This is a genomic window from Phyllobacterium sp. K27 (assembly GCF_054796155.1).
In genome coordinates, this window is record NZ_JBTWND010000003.1 from 594,213 (window position 1) to 612,701 (window position 18,489).

General features: G+C 54.9%; 23 protein-coding genes and 2 pseudogenes. 4 read left to right on the forward strand and 21 right to left on the reverse strand.

All coding sequences use genetic code 11. The annotated features are described in order from the left end of the window. Nucleotides 1–44 precede the first annotated feature (44 nt). Nucleotides 45–821 (reverse strand): 3-oxoacyl-ACP reductase FabG, encoded by a 777-nt coding sequence (gene fabG, locus ACYJL1_RS20650; RefSeq protein ID WP_460898953.1) that lies wholly within the window; start codon nucleotides 819–821, stop codon nucleotides 45–47. Then, nucleotides 818–1,726: pseudogene (locus ACYJL1_RS20655) on the reverse strand (thiamine pyrophosphate-dependent enzyme); the annotation flags it as partial. The gene fabG and the pseudogene ACYJL1_RS20655, both read right to left, overlap by 4 nt. Between ACYJL1_RS20655 and ACYJL1_RS20660 the strand changes: the two are divergent. Continuing rightward, nucleotides 1,643–2,353 (forward strand): annotated as a pseudogene (locus ACYJL1_RS20660) (type IV secretory system conjugative DNA transfer family protein); the annotation flags it as partial. The pseudogenes ACYJL1_RS20655 and ACYJL1_RS20660 sit on opposite strands and share 84 nt — an antisense overlap. 253 nt (nucleotides 2,354–2,606) lie before the next feature. On the opposite strand, the gene ACYJL1_RS20665 reads toward ACYJL1_RS20660, so the two are convergent. After that, nucleotides 2,607–2,930 carry a DUF736 domain-containing protein gene (locus tag ACYJL1_RS20665; RefSeq protein WP_460898955.1) on the reverse strand — a complete coding sequence of 108 codons (324 nt, stop codon included), beginning with the start codon at nucleotides 2,928–2,930 and terminating at the stop codon, nucleotides 2,607–2,609. Between the two features lie 781 nt (nucleotides 2,931–3,711). Beyond that, entirely contained in the window at nucleotides 3,712–3,882 is a 171-nt protein-coding gene (locus tag ACYJL1_RS20670; protein WP_460898957.1) for a hypothetical protein, read from the reverse strand. Between the two features lie 119 nt (nucleotides 3,883–4,001). Between ACYJL1_RS20670 and ACYJL1_RS20675 the strand changes: the two genes are divergently transcribed. Continuing rightward, nucleotides 4,002–4,298, forward strand: a complete 297-nt coding sequence (locus ACYJL1_RS20675; RefSeq protein WP_460898959.1) for a helix-turn-helix domain-containing protein — start codon at nucleotides 4,002–4,004, stop codon at nucleotides 4,296–4,298. Nucleotides 4,299–4,387: 89 nt separating this feature from the next. On the opposite strand, the gene ACYJL1_RS20680 is transcribed toward ACYJL1_RS20675, so the two are convergent. The 15 genes from ACYJL1_RS20680 to ACYJL1_RS20750 all read right to left on the reverse strand — a co-directional run bounded on the left by ACYJL1_RS20680 (nucleotide 4,388) and on the right by ACYJL1_RS20750 (nucleotide 15,415). Then, complete coding sequence (locus ACYJL1_RS20680; RefSeq protein WP_460898961.1) at nucleotides 4,388–4,723, reverse strand: helix-turn-helix domain-containing protein; 336 nt, start codon at nucleotides 4,721–4,723, stop codon at nucleotides 4,388–4,390. Then, a complete protein-coding gene (locus tag ACYJL1_RS20685; RefSeq protein ID WP_460898963.1) occupies nucleotides 4,704–5,081 on the reverse strand; it encodes a type II toxin-antitoxin system RelE/ParE family toxin in 378 nt (125 codons plus the stop codon). Before ACYJL1_RS20685 ends, ACYJL1_RS20680 begins: the two co-directional genes overlap by 20 nt. Nucleotides 5,082–5,280: 199 nt before the next feature. After that, nucleotides 5,281–6,306: a P-type DNA transfer ATPase VirB11 gene (virB11, locus tag ACYJL1_RS20690; RefSeq protein ID WP_460898965.1), complete on the reverse strand. Its 1,026-nt coding sequence runs from the start codon at nucleotides 6,304–6,306 to the stop codon at nucleotides 5,281–5,283. A gap of 8 nt (nucleotides 6,307–6,314) precedes the next feature. Further along, nucleotides 6,315–7,493 carry a type IV secretion system protein VirB10 gene (virB10, locus tag ACYJL1_RS20695; protein ID WP_460898967.1) on the reverse strand — a complete coding sequence of 393 codons (1,179 nt, stop codon included), beginning with the start codon at nucleotides 7,491–7,493 and terminating at the stop codon, nucleotides 6,315–6,317. Nucleotides 7,494–7,502: 9 nt separating this feature from the next. Continuing rightward, complete coding sequence (virB9, locus tag ACYJL1_RS20700; RefSeq protein ID WP_460898970.1) at nucleotides 7,503–8,360, reverse strand: P-type conjugative transfer protein VirB9; 858 nt, start codon at nucleotides 8,358–8,360, stop codon at nucleotides 7,503–7,505. Next, nucleotides 8,357–9,028: a VirB8 family type IV secretion system protein gene (locus ACYJL1_RS20705; RefSeq protein WP_460898972.1), complete on the reverse strand. Its 672-nt coding sequence runs from the start codon at nucleotides 9,026–9,028 to the stop codon at nucleotides 8,357–8,359. Before ACYJL1_RS20705 ends, virB9 begins: the two co-directional genes overlap by 4 nt. Before the next feature lies 1 nt (nucleotide 9,029). Next, nucleotides 9,030–9,314 carry a hypothetical protein gene (locus ACYJL1_RS20710; protein WP_460899186.1) on the reverse strand — a complete coding sequence of 95 codons (285 nt, stop codon included), beginning with the start codon at nucleotides 9,312–9,314 and terminating at the stop codon, nucleotides 9,030–9,032. 38 nt (nucleotides 9,315–9,352) lie between these two features. Next, the gene (locus tag ACYJL1_RS20715; RefSeq protein WP_460898974.1) at nucleotides 9,353–10,285 is read right to left on the reverse strand and encodes a TrbL/VirB6 family protein; all 933 of its coding nucleotides are present in this window, start codon (nucleotides 10,283–10,285) and stop codon (nucleotides 9,353–9,355) included. A gap of 3 nt (nucleotides 10,286–10,288) precedes the next feature. Then, nucleotides 10,289–10,522 (reverse strand): EexN family lipoprotein, encoded by a 234-nt coding sequence (locus ACYJL1_RS20720; RefSeq protein WP_460898976.1) that lies wholly within the window; start codon nucleotides 10,520–10,522, stop codon nucleotides 10,289–10,291. Next, on the reverse strand, nucleotides 10,519–11,220 hold the full coding sequence (virB5, locus tag ACYJL1_RS20725) for a P-type DNA transfer protein VirB5 (RefSeq protein ID WP_460898978.1): 702 nt from the start codon (nucleotides 11,218–11,220) through the stop codon (nucleotides 10,519–10,521). Before virB5 ends, ACYJL1_RS20720 begins: the two co-directional genes overlap by 4 nt. After that, the gene (locus ACYJL1_RS20730; RefSeq protein ID WP_460898980.1) at nucleotides 11,217–13,583 is read right to left on the reverse strand and encodes a VirB4 family type IV secretion/conjugal transfer ATPase; all 2,367 of its coding nucleotides are present in this window, start codon (nucleotides 13,581–13,583) and stop codon (nucleotides 11,217–11,219) included. Before ACYJL1_RS20730 ends, virB5 begins: the two co-directional genes overlap by 4 nt. Continuing rightward, the gene (locus ACYJL1_RS20735; protein WP_460898982.1) at nucleotides 13,576–13,914 is read right to left on the reverse strand and encodes a VirB3 family type IV secretion system protein; all 339 of its coding nucleotides are present in this window, start codon (nucleotides 13,912–13,914) and stop codon (nucleotides 13,576–13,578) included. The genes ACYJL1_RS20730 and ACYJL1_RS20735 overlap by 8 nt, the downstream gene beginning before the upstream one ends. Nucleotides 13,915–13,919: 5 nt before the next feature. Then, nucleotides 13,920–14,216, reverse strand: a complete 297-nt coding sequence (locus ACYJL1_RS20740) for a TrbC/VirB2 family protein (protein ID WP_460898984.1) — start codon at nucleotides 14,214–14,216, stop codon at nucleotides 13,920–13,922. Beyond that, nucleotides 14,213–14,875, reverse strand: coding sequence for a lysozyme family protein (locus ACYJL1_RS20745; RefSeq protein ID WP_460898986.1), 663 nt, complete (start codon nucleotides 14,873–14,875; stop codon nucleotides 14,213–14,215). Before ACYJL1_RS20745 ends, ACYJL1_RS20740 begins: the two co-directional genes overlap by 4 nt. A 3-nt stretch (nucleotides 14,876–14,878) precedes the next feature. Then, nucleotides 14,879–15,415 (reverse strand): hypothetical protein, encoded by a 537-nt coding sequence (locus tag ACYJL1_RS20750; RefSeq protein WP_460898988.1) that lies wholly within the window; start codon nucleotides 15,413–15,415, stop codon nucleotides 14,879–14,881. Nucleotides 15,416–15,512: 97 nt separating this feature from the next. On the opposite strand from ACYJL1_RS20750, the gene ACYJL1_RS20755 reads away from it, so the two are divergent. After that, nucleotides 15,513–15,866: a MarR family transcriptional regulator gene (locus ACYJL1_RS20755; RefSeq protein WP_460898990.1), complete on the forward strand. Its 354-nt coding sequence runs from the start codon at nucleotides 15,513–15,515 to the stop codon at nucleotides 15,864–15,866. Here ACYJL1_RS20755 and ACYJL1_RS20760 read toward each other — a convergent pair. Next, the gene (locus tag ACYJL1_RS20760; RefSeq protein ID WP_460898992.1) at nucleotides 15,809–16,210 is read right to left on the reverse strand and encodes a hypothetical protein; all 402 of its coding nucleotides are present in this window, start codon (nucleotides 16,208–16,210) and stop codon (nucleotides 15,809–15,811) included. The two genes, ACYJL1_RS20755 and ACYJL1_RS20760, sit on opposite strands and share 58 nt — an antisense overlap. On the opposite strand from ACYJL1_RS20760, the gene ACYJL1_RS20765 reads away from it, so the two are divergent. After that, nucleotides 16,195–16,473, forward strand: a complete 279-nt coding sequence (locus ACYJL1_RS20765) for a hypothetical protein (protein ID WP_460898994.1) — start codon at nucleotides 16,195–16,197, stop codon at nucleotides 16,471–16,473. The genes ACYJL1_RS20760 and ACYJL1_RS20765 overlap by 16 nt on opposite strands. 444 nt (nucleotides 16,474–16,917) lie before the next feature. Here the strand turns inward: ACYJL1_RS20765 and ACYJL1_RS20770 are convergent, their stop codons facing one another. Continuing rightward, complete coding sequence (locus ACYJL1_RS20770) at nucleotides 16,918–18,192, reverse strand: ATP-binding protein (RefSeq protein ID WP_460898996.1); 1,275 nt, start codon at nucleotides 18,190–18,192, stop codon at nucleotides 16,918–16,920. Nucleotides 18,193–18,489: the final 297 nt, after the last annotated feature.

The following is an 18,489-nucleotide window of genomic DNA, read 5'->3' on the forward strand; positions in this document are numbered from 1 at the left end:
CATATTATTTCCAGGGACGTTGATGGGAGCATGATCGCTGTTTTCTAGGGAGCGACAACTTCACCACCATTGATATCGATTGTTGCTCCGTTGATGAAACCCGCAGCTTCACCGGCAAGAAACGCGACAAGCGCTGCAACCTCCTCCGGTTTTCCAAAACGTCGGGACGGAATTCGCTCAAGAGCCGCTTTGTTCGACGGACGATCGACAGGCCCTGACATGTCAGTCAGGATACGCCCGGGTGCTACAAGATTGACTGTAATTCCGTGATTTGCGTACGGTTCGATCAGCGCTCTTGCCAACCCCGACAAGGCTGCTTTCGAGGTTACATAACTTGCACCAGCAATCTTCGGACGCCCACGGGCTGCAACAGAACCGACCAGGACGATGCGGCCAAATCCCGCTTCCACCATGTCTCGTAGCACAGCTTGGCAGCATAGCATTGCACCGGTCAAATTGATGGTGATCACTCCATTCCATTCACTGAGCGAAATATCAGAAAACGGCAGGGCGCCATTTGCACCCTTTGGCGAAATCCCGGCATTGCACACAAGGACCGTGGGCGCAGCCCATATTGTTTTTAGTTCGGCAAAAAAAGCCGCGATCGCTTCGGGATCTGCGATATCAGTTGTGCGGGCAAGAATATTCTCCGGTCCGAATTCACGGCTGAGGTGTGCACCCGCGGAGACGACATTTTCCTCGCTTTGGCTGAAAATACCAACACGATGTCCCGAACGCAGCAGCGACCGGGCCGTTTCGAAGCCGATGCCAGTGGTTCCACCCGTGACAACTGCAACACGGGACTGCATCCGGTCGATCATGCTGCTGCCCTGTTCATCGACGCAAACAACGAAAGCGGCGGGTGAGCCTCTGGATCCGTCATAACTTCCAGCAAAAGCGGGCTTTTGCCTTGCAATCCACGTTGCAGTTGCAAGGCCAGATCCGAAGGATCGCTGATGCGTATTGAAGGGCAACCGCATGCTTGTGCAATAAGCGTGTGGTCAACGTTGCCCAGATGGCAGGCCGTGGTGTATTTGCCAAATTTGACTGTCTCCGCATCGCGCTGAAACCCCAAAATTCCATTATTGAGCACGATAATTGTCACGGGAAGTCGTTCCCGTACCATCGTTTCGAGCTCAGCCCAACTGTGGCCAAAGCCCCCGTCGCCGACAATACAGATGACCGGATCATTTGGTCGTGCGGCTTTCGCGCCAAGGGCAAGTGGTAAACCCCAGCCAAGCCCCGCCAGACCGCGCGGCGTTATGAACCTCATCCCTGGCGCCAAGGCCCGCAATTGTCCCGCCACCCACATCGACGAATAACTGGCGTCAGCGACGACCACGGTTTGCGGCGTGAGCAGCGCCTGCAATTCAGACATGATGCGTTCGGGACGTATCGGGGACGAAGAAGAAAGAGCATTCGACCGATTATCCATTTCAAAACCGTCCCAATAAGACGCAATACGGTTGATCGCATCTTGCCGTGACAAAACACGTAATGTCAGATCACTCTGCAGAAGAGCTGTACGAAGCAATGACAATGTCTCGCGAACGTCACCTGTAAGACGCAACGCTTCATAGGTTCGTCCGATCTCGGCAGGATCAATGTCGATGTGGATAATTTTTGTGCCTTTCGACAATTGACGCCAACTATCAACACGCAATGGCTGTCGCTGGACGGTTATGCCGCGCTGGTTTGCGGCAATGCCTTCAAGCCGTGTGATATCGCCACCGGCCGAAAAGATGTATTTCTCAACATCCCTGCTTCGGTCTTGCGCTCCTATCCGGGCGTTGGCCGCGTCATCATCGGTTCACTCGTCAACGCCATGATTCAGGCCGACGGTGGTTTTGAGCGCCGCGCACTTTTTGCGCTGGATGAGGTCGATTTGCTTGGCTATATGCGCGTGCTGGAGGAAGCACGTGACCGCGGCCGGAAATACGGCATCAGCATGATGCTGATGTATCAATCGGTCGGTCAGCTGGAGCGGCATTTCGGGAAGGATGGGGCAACTTCCTGGATCGATGGTTGCGCGTTTGCTTCCTATGCCGCGATCAAGGCGTTCGACACGGCCCGCAATGTCTCGGCCCAATGCGGGGAAATGACCATAGAGGTGCCGGGCCGATCTCGTAACATCGGCTGGAATAGAGGAAATGGCGGCACGCGCAAATCGGAAAGCGTCAGTTTTCATCGTCGGCCCCTGATTATGCCGCACGAGATCACCCAGTCGATGCGCACGGATGAGCAGATCATCATCGTGCAGGGACATAGCCCGATCCGTTGTGGCCGGGCGATCTATTTCCGGCGCAAGGACATGGATATGGCAGCAAAAGTCAATCGTTTCGTGCGGATTTGATAAGCAACTTCACGCTCGGTGACCCTGTCCATGTCGTCGTGGTCGAATGTTGCGGTCAAAGACTATGGGTCGTACTGGACAAACGGACGGGTGATATCATTACGTCCAAAGTCGTAACTGGCAAATGCCGGGCTAGCTTGCGTTGCTATCGCCGCTACGGGCGAGGTTGTTATTGGAGACGCGAGCGGCAGTGTGGCCAGACCTGGAGTGGGAAATGATGCCGACCCTGTTTCCAGGGCCGGCAATCATCAGGTCAGGCTGGATTGTTCCAGAGGATGACCTTTCGATTCGGCTCACCGCCGGGGGCGGATGCAAGGTTGCCGAAGATCACGCCGATTTCTGGCGCCTCCAGCTTGACGGAGAGGTATTCTTCACCGGTCTGGCGGGCGACACGGTTCCAGCCCGCGCCGATCTCGAAGCCTGTCTTGCGGTGGATGATGCGGTAATCCGGGGCTTCCTCGGTGGCCTTGTTGGCGTTTGGGACGATGGCGATCGGGGCATTGACCCGGATGGTGGCGAATACGCCTTCGAAACTGCCGTCAGTCTTCTGTGTCAGCGTTGCGATCGTGGTGGCCATGTGACTTACTCCTTTGGTTGCTCGGGACCATTCCCGATGGCGCCCAAAGAAGGGGCCGCGCCGCAGGCGTCACCGAAGCGAAAGCGAAGGGGAACCCCCTTGCGGGGTTGACGCTGATCGCGGCCGGCACCTTAGGCGACACGAGAAAAAGGGAATGGTATTGAAGCGGCCGGATGCAGGAGATGGAATCGCATGGCCATCCGATTACCGCCAGAGGGAAGATAACGGCAGCAGTGCTGCCTCGCCTTGCAGGCTTTGTGGGCACCCCTTCCAGTTCCACAAGCGACCCACGCCGCTGCCTTCAAAGGGGGACTATCGTGATCCCTCGCAGATCTGAGTTTCGATCGCTGCCCACGCAGGACGGAACAATTCATTGGCGGATTTGATAGCGGCCGCAAGGCTGGTGACCTGGGCAAAAGAAGGGGGCGGCAACGGTGGTTGCCAGGGATGAGTCCATATTAATGATGGACCTTATCCCAGAGCAATGATCTGCCGATCCGGTTTTTTCCCGCCAGCCACCCTTACCGGCTCACTTGCCCTCCCCATGTCGCCCTCGGACCCGCTCCGACATGAGCCTCAAACGACATTTGCCAACAAAGAAGCAAAAAACAGAATGAGTTTTACTCATGTATACACGATAGTATAGCACCATATCTTTCAGGACACTACGGCGAGGCTGTTACTTTAGGAATGGTCGCGGAGGTAAAATGTTACTCGTTCCTCAAAGACGTCAGGTTTGTCGGAACCAGTTTCCTGTCGTGGGACGTTTGATCGCTGCGGATCATTCGACCGCTGCAAGAGCAAGGCCAGAGGCAATTATAAAGGCCAGTGTTGATCCCACATGCTGCATGAGAAATGCGCCCACGGATGGCGCAGTGGCGGCTGCAGCCAAACGAATAGCGGTGGCCTTTCCAACGCGCTGTCCGTAGCCTTGGCTGCCGAAGAGTGCCAAGGGTCATGGTCAGATGCAATGGTGCGCCTATTCGCACATGAACGACGATTCATTGGACACTACATAGTGGGTATAATATTATCTACTGTGTGCCAATATCATTCCTAGTGGATAACATATTGACCATTAGTCTCCTCTCTCCAGATCGCATTTTGAAGGATGTTGCCAGAAAGGAAAAGCAGCGTCGCCTCGATGCCAATTTAACACAACAAGGGCTGGCCGATCGGTCCGGAGTGCCTCTCGGCACTCTGAAACTTTTTGAGAGAACAGGAAAAATCTCGTTCGAAACCCTATTGAAAATCGCATTCGCTCTCAGCTGTGAAGAAGAGTTCTCCCTGCTATTTCCTGCACCATCGAAGCTCACGATTGATGACGTCATCGCGAAGCCAACACGCCAGAGAGGAACACGTCGCTGAGCATGTCAACAACAGGTTTCCGCCATGCCTCACGGCTCCTCGCGCTCATATACTCAAGCACTCAAAAACTTAAACACTCGGATGCTCAATTACGCAACGGCAAGTGTCAGGTGGCCGACCGGATCGGCCGTAGGCCGCACCGTGATCTCGATATCGTAACCAAGGCGATTCAGGGCATCCATCAACTTGCGCTCTGACAGGTTGGCGAGATCGCCACGCAACAACGCCGAGACCTTCGGCTGACGAAGGCCCATGCGCCGCCCGGCTTCCTCCTGCGTCAGCCCAAGCCTACGCACGGCCTTGGTGATTTCGATCATAAGGCCCGATTTGACCTTGAGCTTGTCGGCGTCAGGTAGACCAAGATCGGTAAAAACATTGCCGGAGCTGGTCGTAACCTCGATCCCATTAACGACGCGGGTTTGCATCTCTCATCTCCTTCGCTAGAGCCTCAGCCATCTTGAGCCTTGCCCGAACAACGTCCATGTCCGCTTTCGGCGTGGCAATGCCGCTTTTGCTCTTCTTCTGGAAGCAATGCAGCACGAACACCGCTTCCTCGAACCTGACGGTGTAAACGGCTCGGTAGGTGCCGCCCACATCGTTCTCAACTACTTCCAGTACGCCAGCGCCGCCAAAGCCCTTGAGGACCTTTGACGCTGGATGCTGTTCGCCGTGCTGCGCGAAATGCAGCGCGAACCCGACCGACTTCCGCACATCTGCCGGGAGCTGCATCAGGTCTTTGTGGCTGCTGCCAATCCATTCAAGCGGGCGCTCTTCCTGCTTCATTCGGGAAATATACCAGAACAGGTATAAATCGCAATCATAATCGGACAGGGCAAACGCTAATACGCTCAAAAACTCATTTGAGTAATCTGGCGCTGCCCTTATAGAAGCGGCAGGCCAAAGATTGCGGCAAGCGCACGATGATGTGCGGGATAAAAGTTGTGAATCGGCGCAGAGACTCGAACCCTTGCCGTGTTGATATTCACGGCGCTGCAGAGCTGCCGGTTTTCCCCACGTCGTCGTGGCGATAATAGATTTCGCTCACGCGAAACCGACCATCAGCGCGTTTGCACTGTATGACGACATCGATGGCAACTTTCAAAAGCGCGCGGACATCATGCCTTTCAAGATCATGTCCGCCTTCCGATTCCTTGACCAGCAGTGTCAGCTGTTCGAAGGCAAGGCGCGCGGAGTCGGCATGAACTGTTGTGATCGACCCTGGATGGCCCGAATTTACATTGCGGATGTAGTAGAATGCCGTTCCATCGCGCAGTTCCTGCAACAGGATACGATCTGGCCTCATGCGCAGGCAGGATTCCAGCAGATCCTTGGCGCCAATCTTCGCCACACCCTGACCACCTTTGGAGTAAAACAGACGTACGTGGTTCGATTGAGGGATAATCAGCTCGGCTGTATCTTCGATCGCAATAATCCGCTCAGTTGAGGGAATATGACGGATCAGCGCCTTGGACAACGTTGTCTTGCCGGATCCCGTCGCACCGGAGATGATAATGTTCTTCCTTGCATAAACTGCCTCCCGCAGGAACGCCTTGTAAGCTCTGTTGCTGTAGAGTTCCAAAAGCTTGCGATCCGACACATCGACGCCTCTTTCGGCTTTCACCGTATCGTCAAACAGGCCGCCGTGATCAAGATCGTCCAAACTCAGCGATATGGATGATGGCTTTCGGATCGTGACACTGACGGTTCCGCTGGCCGTTGCTGGCGGTATCACAATCTGGATGCGCTCATCGCCTGGCAGGGTGGCAGACAGGATCGGCCACGTTTCGTTGATCGACTGGTTGGAACAGCTCGCAACAGCGCGTGCAAGACGCATGAGTTTACCAAACGTCAATTCCGGCAGATCGTGGTTCTGCCACCCCGCTGTCCCCTCGGTCAGGATCTGTCCTGGTCTATTGACAATGATCTCAAAGAGCGATTCGTCCCGAAGATAAGGCGAGAATGGCGCCAGAAGCGTCCGCACGACATTGGTATCTGCCCCTTCTGTCATCGGCATATCTATTTGGTGACCAGAGTTGAAGGCGAGCTGAAATCCCCGAGCACGGCACGATCGTAAATCCGATTTCTCGGCTCCGTGACACGAAGCCGGTAGACCTGTGAGAAGTCGAGATCTCTTGCCACGAACACCGAAACCAGTTCACCCTGGTGCTTCAAAAGCGTAGGCGGGATATTGATCGACTGTTCCACGGCGATTGCAGCTGCCTGCTGACCAGCACTCGTGGCGTTTTGTGCTTCGACATCACTTTCGCGCAGTCTATTGTTCGCATAGGACGTCGCATCACCAACAATCGAAAGCAAGATGGCGCTACCAAAGCGCTCCCACCAATGGGTATCGACGTAGCCGTCGATGCCGGCGCGTCCAAGAGCATCGGTCGTCGGCGAGGCGAGCGTAATAATCACGCCCCTGGGCGTCTTTGCACGGTTCCACAACACAAACAGGCGTTTCTGGCCGCGGCGAAGACCTCCCCGGTATTCGCCCACGATCTGAGTGCCCTTCTCCATCAAAACGACACGGCCATTGTCCGACATCACATCGCGGTTGATGACACAGCTTACAAAGCCCGGCTGATCTGAGGAAAGCGCTGTCTCCAGAACGCAAGGGATCGAGGTTCCCAACGCCACGATGAAGTTTCGGTTGCCGAGCATACCCGCACGCGAGCCTTCCAACTGCGTCGGTGTCAGCATCCTGTTGAACCGCTGATCTTCGTTTTCTCCATTCGAACCAAGAGCACCGCGATCAGCGTCGAATGGAAGGTAGGTTGACGGCGGATCCGAGCCCTGTTCATCATTCTGGCCCCGGGTAGCCGGCGTCTTTTCGCCGCCATAGGCTATAACCGGCGACCGCCGAGCAGCATCGAGGAGCTTGTCATCCTCATCATCTGGTTCTTTTTCACTTACGCCTGGTGTCGGTAACTGAACTTCGGCCGGCTTGAGGACCGGTTGGGCTGGCTCTCTGGCCGGTTCGAAATCCGACGTTTGGCGGATAACAATCCGCTCCGGCCGGGTTGTCTCGTCCGGCCTGTTCTGGCCGCGCATCGACCAAAATGCAAAAGCGACGAAGGCGACAACCGCCATGGCAACCGCGCCACGCTTCAAGATCGGGTTGTTACTCCTGGGGCCGCCGGTCGATATTTCCGCGCGCTCTCCCGGGATCCGGGTGTCGTCTTCCTCGACCATGAAATTTCCCTATTGTGGACTGAATGGTTGCGCCTTGACGACACGTTCGACGGAGGGCGACGTCGTATTGGTATCCGGATTAATGCCAAGGCGATCATAGGCCTCGTTAAACACGCACAGCACGTCGCCACCCTTGCGTAAAATGAACTTGCGGCTGATGGCATGGACCAGCACCAGGTTGCCATCCGTGGTTTTCGGGACGACGCTTTCTGTGCCGTCGGAGTTTTCCATGTAGATTGCCGGGATTTCCTGGTTGCCGGTGAAGGCGAAAGTGGTGATCTTGCCGTTGTCGTAGACCGTCTGCGGTTCGAGTGCGGCGGGGCCTTGTACGGAATAGCGCCAGTTTCGCGGACCAAAGGTCTCATGAAGTGCCAGCACCTCATCTGCTTTGCCCGCATTGGTTGCTTGCCTGCGCGCCGCAGCCTCCAAACGGCGACGCTCCGCCTCATCGGCCGGATAGCGATATTTCACATAGAAATAGGTGTTCTGTCCGGCTTCAACGGTGCCGTTGCGCACGGTCAGTTCCATCTGATAGCTTCGGGTAGAACCGTCGCGTCTGCTCGTCACAACCGAAATATTTGTGACCGGCTGGTTTTCCCGCGGCTTGAGGAAAAGGATGTTGCCGGCCGGCGCCACCTCCCATGCAACGCTGTTGCCAAGTGCGACATGAGCGATCTCCTCGCCTGTTGCAAATTCGACCTGAACCGAGGATCGCAGTGTCGCGACGATCCTTGTAATATTGTATGGCTGATAGTCTACGAAACGGACGCGGCTGTCTTGTGGTGCGCCGCGGGGAATTTCCAGCGCCAGCCCGGCTGAGGATAGACCAAGTGTCAAAACAGAAACGATCAGGAATCCCTGTCTCAATTTACGGCCTCCGGATCAGCCCGATATTCACTAACGGCAAACCCTAAAGGATTGACCAGCCTGTCGGTGGATGACATCGGCGCATTGACATAAGAAAACGTGAGTGTTGCCACCCAGTGCGTGGTGCGGACATCCTCTCCCCGCGTGATCGTGCGCATGTAGCGGACGGAAGCGACATTGGCATTGATCAGCGAAATGGACGCGATGTTGATGCGCGACATGACGCTGCGGCCGTAAATATTTTGCGGCGAATCCGGATTGCTGCCCCGATAGAGCGCCGCGAAACGTGTCTGTTCGGGCTGCGCCGACAGCAAGGCAACTGTGCGGAAATTTTCCCTGGCCTCGCTCCAGATGTAACTTTCGCGAGCGCGAACATACCTTGCCGCGAAATATTTGGTGACGGCCTCGTCATAGGTGCCGGGGTTCGACGTCAGCGCGGAGACAACATCGACGATCCCGGTCGAATTATCGACGCGAACCACGAACGGCTCCACCGTTTTCAAGGGCGTGAGCCCTGCAATGGCGAAGACGGATACAATCGCGGCAATGCCGGCACAACCGGCAATAAACCAGGCAATACGGGCCGAGCGTTCCACCTGGGTCAACCGATCCTGATCGAACCGGCGCGCCCTGTCGAAATAGCTTTTGAGATTATCCGGCGTAATCATGTCACCCGTCCTCGCATGGCAGGTATGATGCTGCGGCCTGGAAACGCGCAATGGCGGCTGGAGGCACAAAAGACGGTTGGGCTGCATAGGAAGCAGCATGGCTTGCCGGGTCCGCGGGAATGGCCTTCGACGTCGGCTGTTTCAGCTGACCAGTCCCCTCCCACTGCCACATGGAGCGATTCAGCGGTCGCCGTGAATAGCCATCACATTTGGGCAAAGGATGCGTCAAGGAGCTGCAGGCGGATAGTATCCCGGCAAGCAGAATCCATAAAACGATACGGCACATGTGCAGATAACCTGTCCGATATCTTGAAGCGAGCAGCATCATTGGCTCCTTCCCGCACGAAAGCGCCGCCCCACGGAGCGGGCACCACGCCGGACCGCACGCGTGCTATGCGATATTGTCCGGGCAAGGGTACCTTCGTGAGCGTCGCGGGCAGCACCATACCCGTAGGTCAAAGATGCCCCGCCTGCCGCGAGCGCTGACGCAATACCGGGCAACTGATAAAAGACGTAAAGTGCTGCAAGGCAGATGGCGCAGAGCGCGATGGGGCGCATCATAACGTCGCTATAGCTCTCGATCGCCGTGAAGGTTGTATCGATACATGTAATCAACAGCGAACCAATCGCGATGACCAAAACTTGAAGTATAACGAAATTGGCAAGCTGACCAATCCAGGATTCGGTGAAACGGCGAGTAGACCGGAACATCGCAAGAGCGATGAAGATCGGGCCGATCGCAAGGACGATGGCAAGCGCCAGCCTTGCATAGAGCGAGACAATGTAGCCAATGGCAGCGACGATGAAACTTGCGCCAATGACCATCATCCCGCCGATTCCGGTGACAATATCGACTGGCCACGATGCACGGGCCCAGACCTCATAGGCGCACTTCTGGCCTTTATCGAGCAGAGCGTCGAAAGTCGAGGCACTTGGCGCGGTACCGGCGTTCAGAGCCTGGGAAATCTCTTGTGGCAGCGTCTCGAAGAACAGATTGGTTACATAGGTCTGGTATTGGCCGGCGTTCCTCACCAGCATGACGATGATCGCAAGCTTGATTGCCCGAAACGCAAACTCGAGGATGGGCTCTTGCACGGATCCACGCAGGACAACGTAGCCATAAAGGACGACGTAAAGGGTCAACGCCGCAGTGAGTGGACCACTCACCCAATCGGCGATGTTCGCGGTGCCAGAGGAGATGAAGTTTTCCAAAGGCGCCTTGAACTGACCATCCACGAAGCTGAAGACTTGATACATTGCCTAGCCTCCGAGCGATTTGCGCATGCGCTCAAGACGCATTTTGCCATCAGCGGCCTGTGCATTGATGCAGTTGGGAGTGGCTTGCAGCCCGCCTGGATTGTTGCGGCATTTGCCAAGAATCTTTGTCAGCAAAGCATCGTCGGCCATCAGTTCATCAACGGTATAGGTTTTTTCTGTCTGGCCTGAACAGCCGGCCAGAGCCAGCACCATTGCCGCATAAATTGCACGATTCATTTGAGCGCTGCCCCCATTGCGTCCATGCGTTTGCGCCAGTCTTCGGCTTTACGCTGGTCATCGACCCGCATGTGTGCCTGCTGGACCATCTGCAAGCCCTGCATGCGCAGCGCGTCTGTTTGCAGGAAAGCCGTTTCCGCCTGCAGCCGCGCCTGCAGATCAGCAATATCCTTGGCATCGGCAGCACGGGAAATTTGCTGGCGCAGTTGATCGATGCCGTCAATGCGCCTGGTGGCTGTATCGTAAATCTGCTGACCAAGGCTCAACTGCCCTGCATTCTGCTTCTGCAAACGCGATAATTCCTGAGCATAGAAATCATTGGCACCCGTGCGATAGGTCGAATTCTCCTCAAGGAACTTCGAGGCGGATTGACGCAAAACGCCCTCACCCGATCCTTTAAACAAGCCTTCGATAGCATTGAAATCCTGTGGTAATGCCTTGCGGATCGAAGGATCGTTCAGCAGGCTCGCAACATCGGCCATATTGGTAATCTTGTTTAGCGCTCCGTAAAGTTGCTGAGCCTGTTTGATTTGCCGGTTGAGTGCGTCGAGCTGAGATTTCAGCTGGGTGATACTCTCGATATGTTTGGCAATTGCGGTCTGATCAATGACAGGAATGCCCTGCGCAAGCGTCATATCTGCCGGGAGCATGACAGCGGCCATCGCAAGCGCCGCCAGTTTTGCCTTTAGGGTGATCATTCAGCCCTCCTTCTTTGTTGAAACACTGGCATCCAGTCCTCGGGCCGTTCGCCGACTTCGCGACGGATTGCATCGGCAAGTTCGACGTTGGCGGTGCGGCCGGACAATATGGCAAGCTCGTCGCCAAAGCCTCCAAGGTTGAGCTCGGCGACAACACTGTTATGCCCCTGCTTAACGATGAAGCGCCGACTTTCGACCGGGAGTTCGCGTGAAACAAGTTCGAATTCGCGTGCGGTCAGTTTGAAGCCTTCAACGTAGTCTGCGTGATCGCCGCGCGGGTTGGGGAGAAATATCTGCGTGGGGCATTGCTCGATGATGGTATGAGCGATGGGCGAGACAATGGCGTCTCGCGGGCTCTGCGTGGCAAACAGCATGAGGCCGTTCTGCTTGCGGATCGTCTTGAGCTTGTTTTGCGCCAGATCACGAAAACTTTCATCCTGGAGCGCCTTCCAGAACTCGTCGATGACAATGATGATACGGCGGCCGTCGATCAACTGCTCGATGCGGAAGAACAGATAGGCCATCAACGGGGTGCGGATTTCCTCGTTATCGAGGAAATCGGTCATATCATAACCGATGAATTTGGCACCGATCCCGATGTCATCGGTGTCGTTGTCAAAGACCCAGCCAAGTGGCCCTTCCCTTTCCCACCGCCGTAACCGCGAGGCAATGCCTTCAGGATCTGTGTTGTTGAGGAACGTGCGCAAGGCGCCGATGGAGCGTCGCTCCATCGGCAGATCAGCCAAACCGTCGACCGCCGCAGCGATGTCTCGTAATTCCATAACGGTTGGCTCACGCTTTGCAGATCCAGCCAGTTTGCCGATCCACTGCGCCAGAAACACTTTATTGTGCGCAGTAAGCTCGAGTGCCTTCAGCGGCGCGCACCCGGTTGGAGTGCCGTTGCGCAGCGGCATGTATGTGCCGCCGACAGCGCGCACGAAGAGATCTGCCCCGCGATCCTTGTCGAAAAACACCATATGTGGATCGTGCTTTTCGAGTTGGGAGAGCATGAAGTTCAACAATACAGTCTTGCCGGCGCCCGAAGGGCCGCACATGAAGGTGTTGCCAAGATCGCTGTGATGAAAATTGAAATAAAATGGTGACCCGGACGCGGTTTTGAGGATGGCGACTGCCGAGCCCCACTCATTGCCGTCCTTCTGGCCGGTCGGATAGGAGTGATAGGGAGATAATGCGGCAAAATTCCTTGACGTGATGGCGCCTGAACGCGCCCGATACCGGAAATTGCCCGGCAACTGACCCCACCATCCCGCCTCAAGCCCCAGGTCCTCTCGGGCGACTACCGCACCGCCACTGGTGAGGTAGGCTCGCGCCTTTGCCATATGGTCAGTGAGAGCCTTCACAGATGGGGCAAAGACGGACAAGGCCAGGTGATGCTCGCCAAGAACAAACCGGTTTGATTCCAGATCGTCCATCGCATCACCAAGCTCGTCGATCTGCGACGCTGCTTTGTCACCGCTGCTGACCATCTGGTTTTGCTTGCGCCCCATGATCAACCGGGCATCGGCTTTCGAGGCGAATGCGAAGGATTGCGTCAAAATGAGCTCGAACGGCGCGGTCAAAATGCCGTCCAGCAAACCACTGCGGGTGGTGGCCGGATATTCCTTGAACCCGAACAATCCGGCATATCGGCTGTCAGCCTCATGACGGATTTCGGCGGTTTCGCGGCCAAAAATTACCCGATCCGAATAGATTGCCGAGGAGATTTTTCCCTCTGTCAGCGGAACCGGCTCGCGCCGTCCGCCAACGATCTGGTGCAGCACTTCGCTTGGCTCGGAGAACACAACTCCATCCTGCTCATAAAGCGACAGAATGCGAGGTTCGAAGCGTTTCAGACCTGCAGTGACATCGGCGACTTTGTCACTCAACAGCTTCAACGCATCTTCGTCGCGTTCTGTTTCGAAACCCCGAGCCTTTCGCAGACGGGAAAAAAAATCAGCGGCTTTCCTGGCTGAATACCGAGCAGGGTGCCATATCAACGACAGGTAAAGATCGTTGCGAAACAGATCCTCACCAACCATCCGTTCGCGATATTTAGTGTTCAAGGCATTGGAAAATGAGGTAGTGAAATGGCCCTCGGGATAGGTGTTGTCGCGGCGGCGAATGACGTGCGTCCACAGTGCCAGCCGCTCATCGGCGATATTGCGATAGAGCGTATTCAGACTGCGGTGAAAACCGTTGAGATCCAGGACATCAGCCGTCTCAAAAGAGACGCCATCCATACCGATCATCACCATCATCGCTCCGGAATCGAGCGCAATGATCGTCTCGTCGACATGGCGGATATAGGGAATAAAGGTCTCCGGCCCAAGCTCGCGAGACCGCAAGGTTGCGATACTAGGCAAGGTTCAAATCCCTTTCATCATAATGTCTGGTGAGTTTCAGCGGCGAAAGCGTGGACCCACGCCAGTAGGATGTATTGCGCGATCGCCCCCGGGTTTCGACCCACGCGACGAGAATCCTGAACATGTTGTGATCGTGTTTGAGCAGGGCCCGAAAGACGAAATGGAAGACAATGCCGACAAGCGCGTAAGCGATGGAGCCGGCGGTGATGTAAAGGATCGTGGTCAGCATGATATTCACGCCCATCGCCTCCATCGTCACGCCCGCGATCATCGCTGGCCGGGTGCAGGCAAGAAACAGCATATCTTCTTCAAGGTGAGAAACGTTCTCCATATCGCTCAACCCCCGACGATGGTGTTGACCAGCTCGGTGGCACCGAAAATTCCACCAATGCCGATGATCCAGAAGCCGGCGCGGCGCAGATCCATGTAGCCAAACATCCATGCTATGCAGATGATGATCACGGCTATGACCGCCAGCAGTCGGGCGATGTTGCCGGTCAACATGTCGACGATGTTCTGCAAAACCGTTTCGATACCGGCTGCTTGAGCAAATGCCGGTTCAACCAGGCAGGCGACAATTGTGATCGCCGTGACAACAGCTGCAACGGGGCGAATACTGGCTTTCGAATTCATTCACTTTGCTCCGGCTGATTGTTGGGAAAGACAAGCACCGATGTTCGCCGTTGGGAGCCGAAAACATCCCATGAGGTGGCTTCAGTGGCTTGCGAAAGAGATTTGGTCGCTGGCAGCGCAACATGATTGGGGGACTGAGGAATGGATTTGGCCTGTTCCTGCGGCTCCGCAATGGCCAGTGCACCCAGCGTTGGAGCCAAATGCTTCATCTCCTGGCGAACCTGTTCATCATACCTGACCATGGCGCCGAGGGAGGGATCATTGCGGGAATAGTAGGACTGGAGCATCACTGTTTCGGCCTGTGCGGCCCTGGCGCCGCCCCGAAGGGCAAGCCGGTAATAGCCATCGAGAAGAGTGGCCGTTGCCTTGAGGTTGAGGCAGGGTTCGAAGGCTTGGGAAATCGAGAGCTTCAGCTTGCCGAGTTCCTCCACGCTGATAGCGCCAAGACCGATCTGGATATCCTGGTGATCGGCGACGAGAGACGTCGCAAGTTCAATTGCCTCGGCTTTCGATGTCGGCTGTGCGGCAAGAGGTTTGCCGCTGTTGATGCGGATGGCGAAGGGGTGAAAACCACTTTCCAGGCTGATGACACCCGCAAGCGTCTGCACTTCGATCATTGGCGCGCAGCTTTGCGCAATGTCTATGAAAGCGGCGGCCATCGGTCAGTACCAGACCCTTTGCGCACCGACGCCATCAATCTTCACATCGATATAGTGCGGTTGCGATCGCACATTTGGACGCCTGGTCGGATAACCGACGCACTGGTAACGTTGGCCCTGCCGCCGCCAATGCGGCGACACAACCGAACCCGCATCGATCGCAGAATCACTCCTGCTTGAGCAGACTTCACTGCGCACGGGCTGCAAGGAAGTTGATACGCAGGTTGCCTTGCGTCCGCGCGCATCGTAATCGTTTCTCAGTTGGTATGCCGTTTCACAGTAGTAGGGCTCATAGCCTGGACGGGAACTATGAAAGCCAACGCCGCTGCATGTCGGGAAGGCATGGCCTTTTGCCAGTTCCCGCCAGAGTTTCTGGACCGGCGGCCGGCATTGCCCATATTGTGTCGGACCACCGGGATTGGAGAGGCACAGGACAACCTGGCATCCCCAGTCACTTGCCTGGGCTTTGACAACAGGGACGAGATAGAGTGGTGTTATGCTGCAAGTCGCAAGCAATGAACTGAACAGAAGGTTTTTCATGCAAAGCTTCCTCCCAAGCGGTAGAAGACAATACAGACCGGAGATTCCATTCCGATCACGCTCGTTTATACTAACTTATATAACACAGTAAAATCAGATGGCAAGAGCACTTAAATCGCAATGGCACAATCTCGCCTTTTCAGGGCTGATCCTGCATGAAATTCTCGATCATCCGATTGAGGACGAAACGCCCCAGGCAAGGTTGAAGCAGGTTGGCATGATGACAATTCTGTACAGCATGAACCAGGCCCATCAGCAGCTAACCCTTTCCAACATCATGGAAATTACGGCTTTAACGCGCGGCGGCGTGAAGGAGACTGTTGACCTTCTGGTGAAGCGAGGAATGTTGCAGGAGACGATTGTGAAGAACTCTATGGGGCGTGGAACGGCGCGTCAGTTCAAGATTTCCGAGACACTTCTGGAGAAATTAAGCTCCTTTGCACCGCAATAATAAACGGATTTTAACTGATTTTTTTTCAGTACTGTGATGGTGCCGACGGCGTTCCGATACAGGTTTGCGGCCTTCACCGAGTCGACGAACGCATTCAGCGCCGTTTCAGCCGTAGCGATATCGGCCACGTTGAAAAGCTCGTCTCCCTCGACCATGGACTCCCGCCAGCGTGGGGTCGGTATCTGGACCCGCAATGCTTCGACTTTGCCGATATTGCCAGGCATGATCTTCTGCTTGGGCAAGGGTGCCATTCGGCGCTTGGCCTTGAGCATGGTGCGGTCGGTCTGCGTCAGGTAAACCGCCATCAGCTGTATGTCCGCGTCATATTTTGCGATCACGACCATATGTTTCATCACATGACGAGGCGGAAATTCTCGTCACCTATCGGTTCGACCCCGAAGTCCGTATACGAACGGAGAAACTACTGGCTCAGCAATACGAAATCGCCAAAGGCATCGTTGAAAGCCGCCGCCGAGAGGTAGATGCGCTGACAGCCGCTTTAATCAATCGCGGCAGCTTAAGCGGCAGCGAAATCACTGAAATCCTCAAAGGCCCGCCTGGGCTGTCGGCATCGGATGCGGAAGCCGACAAAGATTCTCTCGCCTGACTACAAGTCAAATATTGAAGCCCCTATTTTTTGGAGTAAAAATCATGATCGTTGTACAAAAATCCGGCTCGACCTCGCCTGCTCACGCCATGGAGATTCAAGCCTTAAAGAAACTTGTTCAAGACCTTGAAAACATTAGGTCCGGACAGCTTCCAGGCAGGCGTTCCTTGGCTGGATCCCCGTGAATCGAAAACTGGTCTGTTGGCTATCGGACGTCCCGTGTTTGACGGGTGAGATTTCGGGTCATCCAGAATTGGGATTTACTAAGCGCGGAGTTACCAGCGATCTATGGATTGTGGCTCCACATCACGGCTTCGCGAGGACGATGACCAGATACTATACCTTGGGAAAACCCGCGCAGCTCACGCCTTCCGGCGGAAGCAGATGAAATCCGACGTCAGCAAGCGGAGGAACGGAAGGAAAAGCTTTTTCCAGCCCGACTGCTCAATTTACCGGAAACGACTGGAAGATCGATGCCGGCAGGGCGAAAAGCTTGTCTCCAAACACTAAGATTTGGTCGCCCGTATAGATCACTAAGCCAATAACATCCCAGTTTTTTCCAGGTCCAGCTTTGAAAGTCTGGAAATTTTTGAAATCGCTGGACGACACCGCCGATGAGGCTTTCATTTCGAAGCCTACCAATAGATTTCCATTTTCTACGAGAATGTCGATTTCTGGTCCGTTGCGATCTCGCCAATGGAATGGACGCCACTCTTGGCGCTGAAGCGGAAGAGATTTCAAGAGTTCGGTGAAGATGTAGTTCTCGAACAATGAACCCAATGATGTCTGGTCTTTTCCAAGCGTATAGTCGTCAGCGGTTATTCCACGCAAGGCTGCTGCAATCCCTGTATCAATAAGGTGGTACTTAGGGTGTCGAACGTCTCGGCCCGCCTCGCCCGATGTCCAAGCGGGCAATCGATACACAATCGACAGGCGTTCCAGAATATCGAGATACTCGCTGACTGTCTGTCGCTGAATTCCCACCTTCTCACCAAGCTCAACCGTGTTCAGTTCGTTGCTGGTCCTAGCAGCCAATTGATTGATCAGTCGCCGCAAAGAATCTGGACGTCTGATCTTCGTGACATCAGCGACATCTTTGTCGACGATAGCATCGACATATTCCCTATAGCGCCGTTGCCGTGGCCTTTCGCCCAATGGTCGAATTTCCGGAAAGCCACCCCGAATGATCCGATCGATCATTTCTTCCCTGGAAACCGATATACACTCGGGCAGAGCTTTCACTTCGCCGCTTTCTTTCGCCCAATCAAGTAGACGACAAGGCCCTGACGAGCGGATTTCCGCAGAACTTAGTGGAAGCATTCTTAATGTCTGAACTCTTCCAGCGAGAGAATCCATAACGTCTGCCGATACGAAGATATTCGAAGAGCCAGTCAAGATGAATTGTCCCATTTGCCGATTCGTGTCGACAATCCTCTTTATGGCGAGGGCAATCTGTTTGGATCGCTGAACTTCATCGATGATAACCGGTTTTCCTGCGGCTCTGTCGAACAGGAGTTGGACTTGGCCTTGCGCCTCCGTTTCGAATGCCTGAAGAACGTTGTGGTCGTCCAGCGTTACGAATACGCCGTACTCGAACATATCACGGACCAGCGTCGTCTTGCCGACTTGCCTTGGTCCTATGAGGTTGACAACGCGGGCGCTCTCCAGTGCCTCATTCAGTTCTGACTTCAAATGGCGTTGATACAGGGTTTCGGCCATCGCACGATCATCCTCGATCAAAAATCGTTAATATGTACAATAGCTTATTGCTTATGGATAGGTCAATCGAAATTCAGCGGTATGTATGTTATATGTGACGCGAAATGTTTGTTAGTATTTCAGCGAAATGTTCGCTTCAAGTAAAGCGTTAGGTTCGTTTGACATCAAGCGAAACGTATTTTTGGTAATCAGCGGAATGTATGTTGGTTGGCAGAAAAATGTTCGTTACAAGCTGCGTCACTTCTCGTGTGCACAATAGTCATTCTTTGGGCAATGCGGCATGAACAGGCATGGTTT